Below are 10,626 nucleotides of genomic sequence, written 5' to 3' on the forward strand. Positions count from 1 at the left end.
CCCATCGGGTAACGGGTCCTGGGAGAGGGCGGAGTCTCTCGTGCTGTCCGGATCGGCTGTTTCCCGGAGGGGGCTTGGTGGGACCCTGACGAGCGTCCCTGGGACCGGCAGGGGAGGCCGGGGGAGAATTCCGTCCAGGTGGACCGGAGGGAAGCGCCAGCATGATCGAGTGGAAGCCCTTGGGCGGCGGAGCCAGGCCCGTTCCCCAGCCCGTGGCCACGCCGGTGGTCTGGGCGGGGGCCTGCGTCGGGGCTCTGGTGCTGGTGGCGCTCGTCAACGCCGTGGTGGGGCCGTACCGGCCCGAACTGGCCCTGTCCGCCCTGTCGTTGCTGGCCGCCGTGCTGGGTCTGTGCGCCCGTTTCACAGCCGCCCCCGGCACGGCGCTCCTGTGCTGGCTGTTCCTCAACGGCTTCGCCATACCGCCCGCGGGCACCCTCACCTGGGCAGGCCACCGCGACACCACCTGGCTGACCTGCCTGCTCACCGCCGCCCTCATCGGCACGGCCCTGGCCCGCCTCGTCCACGCCCGCGCCGCCTACCGCCGTCTGGCCCCCGGCCATGCCCGGTCCGACTCGGCGGCAGGCGACGGACCGTACGACTCCTGACGCGGAGCCACCACCCTCTCCTTCGTGCGGGCCGTCGTCGACGCCGATCACCTCTCGGGCTTGCCGAGGGTGTGGTCACCGGTCAAGATGGTGACGTGAATCCGGACCACGTCTTCGTCTGCGGAAACCCGGCGCTCGACTTCGCCGCCACGCTCCGGGCACGCCGTTCGGCGCGTTTCGAGGTGCTCGTGACGCCGGACCGGCTCACCGCCTGGTACATGGAGTCCGGCCTGGTCGACGCGGTCTCGACGGGTCAGGAGGCCGACGTCGAGCGGGCGAGGGCCGTACGGGAAGCGATCTACCGGCTGGTCACCGCCCGCCGGCTCGGGGAGGAGTACGACGGGGCCGCGCTGACCGTCGTGAACAACGCGGCCCGCACGCCGCCCGCCGTGCCGCAGCTCACCCCGGCGGGGCGATGGACGCAGGCGACGCCCGGCGAGGCCCTCTCCATGGTGGCGCGTCACGCCGTGGAGCTTCTGAGCGGTCCGGACGTGCCCCTGCTGAAGGAGTGCGGGAACCCGGAGTGCACCCGCGTCTACATCGACCGCTCGCGGGGCATGCGGCGGCAGTGGTGCGGGATGGACTCCTGCGGCAACAAGATCAAGGCAGCCGCGTACCGCGCCCGCAAGAAGACCACGGCGGCTCACTGACCCCGCGGCCCCGCCGACCGGTCCACCCCGCACACCCCGCGCCGGTCCGGAACGGCGACTAACCGCCCACGTACCAGCTGAACCCGCCGTTGCTCGTGGCCACGGCCAGGAGCACGAGCCACAGGACCACGTCGACGACGCCGAGGATGATGCCGGCCTTCGCCATCCCCGCGCCGTTCTTCACCGACGCCTGCCGGCGGGCGACGGCGCCGAAGAGGATGGCCAGCGGACCGAGCACGATGTTGAGGAAGAACAGGCCGATGATGCCGCAGCACAGGCTCGCGATCGCCAGGCCGTTGGTGCGCGAACCTGAGGGCGCGGCAGAGGAACCGCCGTAACTCGCCATGGGGAACTCCCAGTTGTCGATGGCACGGACCGAAAGGGCCGCACTCTCCTCACTTTCGACTTGTTTTGTTCGAATGCCCCTCTACGGCGTTCCCATGACACCCGATTCGGGAGTGAGTCCCGTCAGTTCTCCTGCACGAGCCCGGCGACGTGCGCGGTGACCGTGTCCAGGATGCCCGTCCAGACCGCGTCGTCGCCGAGCACGAGGTAGTTGAGCGTGAGTCCGTCGGTCATGGCGGCCAGGTAGCGGGCCAGCACGGGAACGGGCACGCGCAGGCGCAGCCCCATGCTCTGCCGCAGCTGGTCGATGAGCTCGGTGTACGCCTCGGCGTACAATTCGTACTGACGGCGTGCCAGGTGTTCGAAACCGGGCCGGCGCAGCGCGTACTGCGTGAGCTCGTAGGTGAGCATGTGCTCGTCGGGGTGGGTGCGGACGTGGTCCCAGTAGGCCTGGAAGCCGGCCCGGACCGTCTCCTCCAGGGTGGCTCGGGGTCGTATGGCGTCCTTCACCACCGTCACGTAGTGCCCGGTGATGGTGGTGATGACGGACTCGACCAGCTGCTGCTTGGAGTCGAAGCAGTAGTGGAAGACGCTCAGCGAGACGCCCGCTTCAGCGGCGATGGACCGGGTCGTCGTCCTGGGGACGCCGTCCCGGGCCATCGCCCTGATCGCCGCTTCGGTGAGCTGTCGCCGCCGCTCGGCGGACGGCAGCCGTGCCATGGAACCCCTCTCGTGGGTGTCAGCGGCTGTGGACGCCGACCTCGTGGAGGGAGTAGCCCCAGCCGGTGCCCCGTTCCAGGCCGTGGACGCGGACGTAGCGGGCGGGGGTTCCGGCGAAGCGCGCGGTGTCCAGACCGCCGTCACCGGCGGTCGTGGACCAGGCGGTCCGCCAGCTCGCGCCGTCGGCGGACAGCTCGATCCGGTACGACTTCGCGTACGCGCGTTCCCAGTCGAGGGTGACCCGCCCCACGGTCCGCGTGGAGCCGAGGTCGACCTGGTACCACTGCTCGTCGCTCCAGTCGCTGGCCCAGCGGGTACGGCGGTCGCCGTCGACGGCCCGGTGCGGCCCGTAGTCCGTGAACAGGCTCCCCTCCGAGGAACTGGCCGACGCGGCGGAGCCGGCCGCGAGGCTGACGCCGGACTCGTGGTTCTCGGAGGCCGCCCAGGTGCCGAGGTAGGACTCGGCGCCCCGGAACAGGTCGTCGACCGTGTCCTGGCCGCCGACGCGGCGGATGTCCTCGATCCAGTCCGGGACGAGGCCGTAGTGGGCGGCGCCGTCGGTGTTCAGGTCCCAGGTGCGCTCGCCGGTGGTCTGCCGGTCGATGACCGAGCCGCCGTCGACGCTCTTGAACGGGTACGTGACCTTGTTCGGCGCGTCCGCCCCGCGCGGTCCCGGCCAGCCGCCGACGCCGTTCATGTCGGTGCCGTAGCCGTACCCCACGCCGTACTTGTCGCGCAGGGCCTCCGTCCGCTTCGCCTCCGCGACGAAGCCCTCGGAGCCGTGCATGTACTGGGCGATGAAGCCGCCGAGGCCGTAGACCCGCTCGGTCCAGTCCAGGTCCATCCAGCTGTGCGAGGAGAGCACGCCGGGGTAGGACTCGGCCTCGAAGATGTCGAGCACCCGGCCGGTGGCCTTGACGCTCATGTGGTCGATCTCCAGCATCATGCCGCGCTTCATCATGCCGCGCACGGCGTGCTCGCCGAGGTCGGTGAGCCCGCGCACGTTGCACTGCGCCTCGGCGCTGTAGGAGGGAACCTCCTCACCCGCCGGGAGCTTCTCCTCGGCCGCGGGCGCCGCCGCGTTGCCGATCGGGTTGTCGGCCTGCGGGCCCGTGCACTTCTCCGTCTTCCAGTAGGTGCCGGTCGACAGGAACTGCCCGACGTTGATGGCCGTCCCGAGCGAGCCCGAGTCGAACCGCACCCCGCACAGGGCGTTGTCGAACTTGTGGCACAGGAACATGCTGCGCACGCCGAGCGCGTGGAGTTCGTCGAGCCCCTTGTCGATGTCGGCCTTGCTGCACTGCGCGATGTCCAAAACCTGCTTGCAGCCGAACGGTTCGGAGGTCTCGACCCCTATGACCACCGCCAGCTTGCCCTGCTCGATGACCTTGCGGGCCTGCGCGCTGTCGGTGACGACCCGGAACCAGCCCTTGCCGGGCCCGCCGTACATCCTGTCGACGAAGGCCTGCATGTCGTACGTCAGCTTGGCCTGGAGCCGGATGGACGTCATCTCGTCGCAGGAGCGGTCCTTGAAGAAGTACACCGAGCAGATGACGCCGTTGGTGACGAGGTCGTTGACGAGCACCCGCTGGCCGCCGCGCCAGGCCCGCTCGATCCAGGCGTAGTAGTTCTGCTGGTGGGTCAGCGAGTCGTGCGCGGGCCAGTCCTTGAAGGTGGGCCAGCCGTTCGGGTCGTGCTTGCCGTCACCGCCGTTGGTGATGAAGTCGAAGACCGCGAGCGAGCCGTCCGGATAGTGCTCGGGGCAGTCCTTGAGCGCGTCGGCCACGCCCTGCTCGGAGAACGGCTTTCCGCAGATCAGACGGCCGCCGAAGGCCTCGTTGGAGAAGATGTGGTCGTGTGCGTCGACGAACCCGCGCACCTCGCCCGCGGCGTCGGTGCCGGTGAAGGGCTCACCCGTGACGTTGATCCGGGAGTCCGGCGCGGGCCGTGCGGTCGGGTCCCACCAGTCGGTTCCGGCCGCCGAACTCGGGGCGGGGCCGAGCGCGAGCGTCAGCACGAGCAGGAGGAGCGACACAACGGTGAGGTTCTTGCGTCGGCGGTACGGGCGTCCGGAACTGGTCACAGCCCACGTCCCTCGGTCGTCGGGTCGCTCGGTCGCATTGTCATGACCTCGCAAAGTGTGCGACGAGAATCGCCACTACCGCGTGATGAGTCAAGGGTCCGGGACGTTTGACCTGTTGACCGGGGCAGGGCGGTTCACCCCGGCCGGGCCCCGAATCGACCGGGGCAGCAGCAAACCCCAGGTCTCCGACCTGGGGTCACATGGCGCGGGTGACAGGGCCCGCCGGTGTTCCGCCCGATCAGCCCGGACCGTGATCGGGTACGCCGGACGCGCCCCGCGCGGCGCGGCGGTACTCCGCGTTGATGCGCTGGGCCTCCTCCAGCTGGTCCTCGAGGATGACGATCCGGCAGGCGGCCTCGATCGGGGTTCCCCGGTCGACGAGCTCCCGGGCGCGCGCGGCGATCCGCAGCTGGTAGCGGGAGTACCTGCGGTGTCCGCCCTCCGAGCGCAGCGGAGTGATCAGACGGGCCTCCCCGATGGCACGCAGGAAGCCGGGAGTGGTGCCGAGCATCTCGGCGGCCCGGCCCATCGTGTAGGCGGGGTAGTCGTCGTCGTCCAGACGATTGCTGAGCGGAATATCAGCTGCCATGTCACCTCGTAGTGCAACGCGTCGAGGGGCCCTGGTGCCGTACGGCACCAGGGCCCCGAAGGAAATTCAACACCATCTGTCGGCCCTTGTGCTGCGCCGACCTTCTGTGTCCGCTACCCGGCCCGACTGCGGGAGGGGTGCGGGGATCGCGGCTGCGTGACCGGGGACCACCATCCAATCCGGGGTCTTGCGGTACCCGGACCGAGGACTCCCCGGCCGGGCGATCCTGATGGCGTCTGCTCCTCCGTCCTTCCTCGGTTCTGCTCTGACCATGTCTACGAGAAGAAGGCTAACCACGGTGAGGAGCAATGTCTACTCTGACAAAGACAGATTTAGCGATCCGCCGGACAGAGGCGTCCTGCGGCCCCCGATGATCGACGGCAATGCTCCGGCACAGCAGTGAGGGCCCTGCCGACGCGCGTCGGCAGGGCCCTCACTGGTCTCTGGTGGCGGTCACCCGCCCGTGCTTCAGCCCTCCGGGATGTCCCGGAGGCGGACCCGGTCCGTGTAGGTGGCGGTGTCCCGGAGAACGGAGAGCCGGGCGAGGGTGACCACGCCCGTGCCCTGGTCGTCCCCGTCGCACAGGACCAGGTGATCGACCCGGGCACCGGCCATGAGGGACAGCGCCACCTCGACCGTCATGTCGTCACGGATGTGGGGCGCGTGAGCCGTGGCTCGGTGCTGCGTCAGGACCGGCGTCATGGGTGTCTCCTGCCGAGAGGGGAGGGCGGTGGGCGCGGGACGCTACGCGGCGGAGCCGAAGCCCGTCCGCCGCTGCGCCCTCGGGCGTGCCGCCTCGCCGGCGGGACGGCCCTGGCCGGTGGGACGGCGGCCCCGCCGGCCCCGGGACGGGGCGGACGCGCCGCGAGGGCGCTCCGCGCGGGGGGCGGTGACGACGACCGGGACACCGGACGGGGCCTGGGCGCCGGTGATGCGGGTCAGCTCCGCCTCACCGGACCGCACCTGAGCGATCCGGGGGGTGATGCCCGCCGACGTCATCAACCGGCTCATGCCGCGACGCTGGCCCGGGGTCACCAGCGTGACCACGCTGCCGGACTCGCCGGCGCGGGCCGTACGGCCGCCGCGGTGCAGGTAGTCCTTGTGGTCGCTGGGCGGGTCCACGTTGACGACGAGGTCGAGGTTGTCGACGTGGATGCCGCGCGCCGCGACGTTGGTCGCCACCAGGACCGTCACGTGGCCGCTCTTGAACTGCGCCAGGGTCCGGGTCCGCTGCGGCTGGGACTTGCCGCCGTGCAGGGCCGCGGCGCGGACACCGCTCCTCAGCAGGTGCTCGGTCAGCGAGTCCACCGCGTGCTTGGTGTCGAGGAACATGATCACCCGGCCGTCCCGCGCCGCGATCTCGGTGGTCGTGCGGTGCTTGTCCGCGTCGTGCACATGGAGGACGTGGTGCTCCATCGTGGTGACCGCGCCCGCGGAGGGGTCGACGGAGTGGACCACCGGGTCGTGCAGGTAGGTGCGGACCAGCCGGTCGACGTTGCGGTCCAGGGTGGCCGAGAACAGCATCCGCTGGCCGCCGGGGCGCACCTGGTCGAGCAGGGCGGTGACCTGCGGCATGAAGCCCATGTCGGCCATCTGGTCGGCCTCGTCGAGGACCGTGATGTCGACGCCGTCCAGCCGGCAGTCGCCCCGGTCGATGAGGTCCTTGAGCCGCCCGGGCGTCGCGACGACCACCTCGGCGCCGCCGCGCAGCGCACTGGCCTGCCTGCCGATGGACATCCCGCCGACGACGGTGGCGAGCCGCAGGCTCACGGAACGGGCGTACGGCGTGAGCGCGTCGGTGACCTGCTGGGCCAGCTCGCGGGTGGGGACGAGGACGAGGGCGAGCGGCTGCCGCGGCTCGGCACGCCGCCCGGCGGTCCGGGCCAGCAGGGCGAGGCCGAAGGCGAGGGTCTTGCCCGAGCCGGTGCGGCCACGGCCGAGTACGTCACGGCCGGCCAGGGAGTTCGGCAGGGTGGCCGCCTGGATCGGGAACGGCGTGGTCACGCCCTCGTGGCCGAGGGTGGCCAGCAGCCGCGCGGGCATGTCGAGATCGGCGAACGCCTCGACGGCCGGCAGCGGGGGCGTGATCGTCTTCGGCGGTGCGAACTCGCCCTGGGGAGCACGGCGTGTTCCGTAGCTCGTGGAGCGGCGCGGACCACCGGAGCGGCGCGCGGTGGCGTCGCCTCCTGAGAAGCGGTCGTATGTGCGGGATGTGTGGGCACGCTTCATGCGGGACCTTCCTTGAGGGCACGTAGCAAGGAAATCCCGCAGCAGAGGAGCGGCGCAGAGAATCTCGAGACGAGCCGAAGTCGTGGGGCCGGGTCAGGCCGGCGGGAAAAAACAGCGAGCTGGGGCCCGCACCCCAGAGGTGCGGGCCCCAGCTGCGAAATCTGCGCGAGCGCCGATGTCAGGCGGGCACGATGTTCTCGGCCGTCGGGCCCTTCTGGCCCTGCGCGATGTCGAACGACACCTTCTGGCCTTCGAGCAGCTCGCGGAAGCCCTGGGTGGCGATGTTCGAGTAGTGGGCGAAGACGTCAGCGCCGCCGCCGTCCTGCTCGATGAAGCCGAAGCCCTTTTCCGCGTTGAACCACTTCACGGTGCCAGTAGCCATTTTATTTCTCCTTCGGAGGCGGTTTCGGGAATTCACTTTCTGCGAATTCCGTGTCGCCGTGATGATTACCCCGTAGGAAATGAACCTTCTGGCAACCACACCTGCAACTGAGATCGACAGTAGCACGGTGCGTTCGGCGCTGCGTGGCTCTGAAAATCCGATTGGGCGTGCGATCGGGGAATATTCGGCGGGCCCCGCTTCTATTTCTCATTTTGCGGGCACAGATATTGCCCCCCGCCGGCGCGGCTCTTCCTGTCGCCCACCCGCGCACCGGCCCTGTGACCTCCGCCGATGCCCGGCAGGGCGGAGGCGGCGCGGGAACGTCCCTGCCGCGACGAAGGTCACACCACCCGTTCCGACCATCCCCGGGGCAGTAGTACGTGCACATGTCACCGACCGGTGGCGGCGGTCCGGAAGTGAAGGCGGCGGGACCCCTCCGTCGATCCTGTCGGCGCCCGGTGCTGGCGGGCCGGCGCCGATCGGATGGGCGGCGATACCGCACCGGTATCGGCCTGGTTCTGAGCAGTACCATCACGGCGTGGAGACAAGGGAGTTGCGGTATTTCGTCGCCGTCGCCCTCGCCGAGGAGCTTCACTTCGGCGGGGCCGCCCGACGGCTCGGGATCGCGCAGCCCCCGCTGTCGCGGGCGACTCGAAGCGGTCGAGGCCGCCGAACCCCGCACCCGCCGCGCGGCGCTCGCCCCGGCCTGCTTGGACCGGCGTCCCGGCTGGCGTCCCGACCGGCGTGTCGGCCGACACAGCAACCGAACCACAACACCCCGATAACATGTTCGAACTCGCGATGGTCCCTCCATCGCTCTCCATCTGCCCAGCCATTCGGATGAATCGGCCAAAAGATTGATAGCCAGAGCATCGCGGGTGTTTTCGCGAATAAGCGACATGAGTTCGTGGGGTGAGCGGCGCCGTTGGCGCGTGCTGCTGTGGGTCACGGCGGGCGTGATCACGCTCGGGTTCCTCATCGCGCTGGAGGTCGCCGCACGCCGCTACGGCGAACCGGGGCCGATCACCAACCAGGTGAAGGCCCTGGTCTTCGCCCCCAAGCCGGGGCCGCTGTACGGCGGTCTGGGACTCATGATGGTCGTGCTCGCCTGGCGGCAGCGGTTCATCGCGGCCGGCGCCGCGCTCGGTATCGACGGCGTCCTCCTGCTGGTGCGGTGGGCGGCGGACGCCGACATGACGGGCGGCCACGTCTTCGGCACGGGCGCGTTGTGGGTGATGCTCGGCACCGCGGTCATCGCCGTCACCCGCCGCACCGGCCCCGAACGCGTCCTGCTGCTGAAGGGCGTCGGGCTGGGCCTGCTGCTGGTCGCCGCCCGCAAGATCGGCGACACCTGGCTGCTCATCACGGCGAAGACCCGCCCGACGGTGCTCGACCAGTACGTGGCGACCGCCGACCACGCGCTGGGCAACCCCTCCTGGCCGGCCGGCCGGATCGTCGAGGCCACCGAACCCTTCAGTACCCATCTCCTCCAACTGGTCTACGGCCAGCTCGCGGTGGCCGCGGTCGTCGTCGCCTTCTACCAGCTGCGCAACGTCACGGTCGAGCGCCGCTTCCCGAGCCATCACCTGGTGCGCACCTTCCTGGTGATCGGCCTTCTCGGACCGGCCATCTACATGATCTTCCCGGTGGTGGGTCCGGTCTTCGCCTACGGCCCGGGCGCCTCCGGCACCGGCGGCGTGCAGTGGGCGGCGGCCGACCTGTGGCCGCACACCCCGCTGCCGGTCACCACCCCGCAGCCGATGACGTACGACGGGATCACCCCCCGCAACTGCATGCCCAGCCTGCACACGGCATGGGCCGTCGCGATCTTCGTCCACACCCGCAGGGCGCCGCGGGCGCTGCGGTTCGCCGGTACGTTCTGGCTGGTCGTCACCCTCGCCGCGACTCTGGGGTTCGGCTACCACTACGGCGTGGACCTCATCGCCGGTGTGGTGTTCGCCCTCACCATCGAGGCGGCCCTGCGCTCACTCGACCGCGGCTGGGACCGGCCGGGAACCCTGCTGGTCACCTACGGCACCGCCGTCTTCACCGCGCTCCTGGTGTCGTACCGCTGTCTGCCGACGGAGATGGCCGCGTACCCGGAGGTGTCCGGGCCCCTGCTCATCCTGGCCATGACCTCGGTGATCTACGGCTTCGTGCGCACCACCCCGAGGCCCTCCCCGCGGCTGCCGGCTCCCCGGACCCCGGTAGCGGAGGCCGCGCGGGACGACGCGACGACGGGAGAGGGCGAAGGCACCGCTCCCGCGCCCACTCGCTCCCCGGAGCCTCACTGACCTCCCGCTCGCCGCTTCGCCGGGAGCGGCCGGCCGGCGGGATCAGGCTCCGCCGACCGGGACGAGTCACCCGAGGCGCGAGAACCACGGCTGCCGTGTCTGTTCTGCCTGGCGGGTCCGGGCGGTAACTTGGTGAAGAAAGCCCCAAAAGAAGGGCGAATCGATGCCGTGGTTCCTGTGGCTGCTCGCTGCCGCGGCGCTGGGTGCCGCGGAGTTCTTCACCCTGACCCTGGTCTTCGGGCTGCTGGCGGGCGCCGCGCTGGTCGCCGCCGTGGTCGCAGGTGTCGGCATCGGCCTGCTCGGCCAGCTCCTGGCCCTGGGGGCAGCGGCGGCGGCCGGCCTCGTCCTCGTCCGTCCGGTCGCGCTGCGGCATATGGCACAGCAACCTCTCACACGCGAGGGCAGTGACGCGCTGATCGGGAAGCGGGCCGAGGTCGTGCAGGAGGTCACCGCGAGCCACGGCCTGATCAAACTAGCCGGTGAGGAATGGTCCGCCCGGGCCCTCGACGAGAGCCATGTGATCCCGGTGGGGGCGCTGGTGGACGTCATGGAGATCGAAGGGGCCACCGCCATCGTCTACCCCCGCGAGCTCCTTCCCTGATCGGCTGAACACACAGCAACGGAGGCACTGTGGATCCAGTTGTCATCCCCATCCTCGTGGCGGCCCTCGTCATCGTCTTCCTGGTGGCCTCCACGGTGCGGATCGTCCCGCAGGCCCGCCGCTACAAC

General features: G+C 70.5%; 11 protein-coding genes and 1 pseudogene. 5 read left to right on the forward strand and 7 right to left on the reverse strand.

The window, feature by feature from the left end:
• The first annotated feature begins 161 nt into the window (after positions 1-161).
• Entirely contained in the window at positions 162-605 is a 444-nt protein-coding gene (locus C1J00_RS29720; RefSeq protein WP_102912081.1) for a hypothetical protein, read from the forward strand.
• Between the two features lie 95 nt (positions 606-700).
• A complete protein-coding gene (locus tag C1J00_RS29725) occupies positions 701-1,255 on the forward strand; it encodes a CGNR zinc finger domain-containing protein (protein ID WP_102912082.1) in 555 nt (184 codons plus the stop codon).
• Positions 1,256-1,313: 58 nt separating this feature from the next.
• Here the strand turns inward: C1J00_RS29725 and C1J00_RS29730 are convergent, their stop codons facing one another.
• The 7 genes from C1J00_RS29730 to C1J00_RS29760 form a co-directional block, all read right to left on the reverse strand.
• Entirely contained in the window at positions 1,314-1,601 is a 288-nt protein-coding gene (locus tag C1J00_RS29730) for a DUF4190 domain-containing protein (RefSeq protein WP_102912083.1), read from the reverse strand.
• Between the two features lie 122 nt (positions 1,602-1,723).
• Positions 1,724-2,320: a TetR/AcrR family transcriptional regulator gene (locus C1J00_RS29735; RefSeq protein WP_102912084.1), complete on the reverse strand. Its 597-nt coding sequence runs from the start codon at positions 2,318-2,320 to the stop codon at positions 1,724-1,726.
• A 19-nt stretch (positions 2,321-2,339) separates the two neighbouring features.
• Entirely contained in the window at positions 2,340-4,403 is a 2,064-nt protein-coding gene (locus C1J00_RS29740; RefSeq protein ID WP_102912085.1) for a discoidin domain-containing protein, read from the reverse strand.
• Between the two features lie 238 nt (positions 4,404-4,641).
• Positions 4,642-4,992, reverse strand: coding sequence for a MerR family transcriptional regulator (locus tag C1J00_RS29745; RefSeq protein WP_102912086.1), 351 nt, complete (start codon positions 4,990-4,992; stop codon positions 4,642-4,644).
• A gap of 468 nt (positions 4,993-5,460) precedes the next feature.
• Positions 5,461-5,694, reverse strand: a complete 234-nt coding sequence (locus C1J00_RS29750) for a CBS domain-containing protein (protein WP_102912087.1) — start codon at positions 5,692-5,694, stop codon at positions 5,461-5,463.
• Between the two features lie 42 nt (positions 5,695-5,736).
• Positions 5,737-7,221 (reverse strand): DEAD/DEAH box helicase, encoded by a 1,485-nt coding sequence (locus C1J00_RS29755; protein ID WP_180989736.1) that lies wholly within the window; start codon positions 7,219-7,221, stop codon positions 5,737-5,739.
• A 178-nt stretch (positions 7,222-7,399) separates the two neighbouring features.
• Complete coding sequence (locus tag C1J00_RS29760; RefSeq protein WP_028799214.1) at positions 7,400-7,603, reverse strand: cold-shock protein; 204 nt, start codon at positions 7,601-7,603, stop codon at positions 7,400-7,402.
• 538 nt (positions 7,604-8,141) lie between these two features.
• Between C1J00_RS29760 and C1J00_RS29765 the strand changes: the two are divergent.
• The 3 genes and pseudogenes from C1J00_RS29765 to C1J00_RS29775 form a co-directional block, all read left to right on the forward strand.
• Positions 8,142-8,252: pseudogene (locus C1J00_RS29765) on the forward strand (LysR family transcriptional regulator); the annotation flags it as partial.
• A 250-nt stretch (positions 8,253-8,502) separates the two neighbouring features.
• Complete coding sequence (locus C1J00_RS29770; protein WP_102912088.1) at positions 8,503-9,897, forward strand: phosphatase PAP2 family protein; 1,395 nt, start codon at positions 8,503-8,505, stop codon at positions 9,895-9,897.
• 163 nt (positions 9,898-10,060) lie between these two features.
• On the forward strand, positions 10,061-10,498 hold the full coding sequence (locus tag C1J00_RS29775; RefSeq protein ID WP_102912089.1) for an NfeD family protein: 438 nt from the start codon (positions 10,061-10,063) through the stop codon (positions 10,496-10,498).
• The last annotated feature ends 128 nt before the right edge of the window (positions 10,499-10,626 follow it).

Origin of the sequence: Streptomyces cahuitamycinicus, assembly GCF_002891435.1 — a bacterium.
Classification (GTDB): domain Bacteria; phylum Actinomycetota; class Actinomycetes; order Streptomycetales; family Streptomycetaceae; genus Streptomyces; species Streptomyces cahuitamycinicus.

What these genes read in the sequence shown, in the direction of transcription:
- C1J00_RS29720 (WP_102912081.1), top strand. Translation starts at nt 162, where the DNA reads ATGATCGAGTGGAAGCCCTTGGGCGGCGGAGCCAGGCCCGTTCCCCAG.
- C1J00_RS29730 (WP_102912083.1), bottom strand. Translation starts at nt 1,601, where the DNA reads ATGGCGAGTTACGGCGGTTCCTCTGCCGCGCCCTCAGGTTCGCGCACC.
- C1J00_RS29735 (WP_102912084.1), bottom strand. Translation starts at nt 2,320, where the DNA reads ATGGCACGGCTGCCGTCCGCCGAGCGGCGGCGACAGCTCACCGAAGCG.
- C1J00_RS29745 (WP_102912086.1), bottom strand. Translation starts at nt 4,992, where the DNA reads ATGGCAGCTGATATTCCGCTCAGCAATCGTCTGGACGACGACGACTAC.
- C1J00_RS29750 (WP_102912087.1), bottom strand. Translation starts at nt 5,694, where the DNA reads ATGACGCCGGTCCTGACGCAGCACCGAGCCACGGCTCACGCGCCCCAC.
- C1J00_RS29755 (WP_180989736.1), bottom strand. Translation starts at nt 7,221, where the DNA reads ATGAAGCGTGCCCACACATCCCGCACATACGACCGCTTCTCAGGAGGC.
- C1J00_RS29760 (WP_028799214.1), bottom strand. Translation starts at nt 7,603, where the DNA reads ATGGCTACTGGCACCGTGAAGTGGTTCAACGCGGAAAAGGGCTTCGGC.
- C1J00_RS29770 (WP_102912088.1), top strand. Translation starts at nt 8,503, where the DNA reads ATGAGTTCGTGGGGTGAGCGGCGCCGTTGGCGCGTGCTGCTGTGGGTC.
- C1J00_RS29775 (WP_102912089.1), top strand. Translation starts at nt 10,061, where the DNA reads ATGCCGTGGTTCCTGTGGCTGCTCGCTGCCGCGGCGCTGGGTGCCGCG.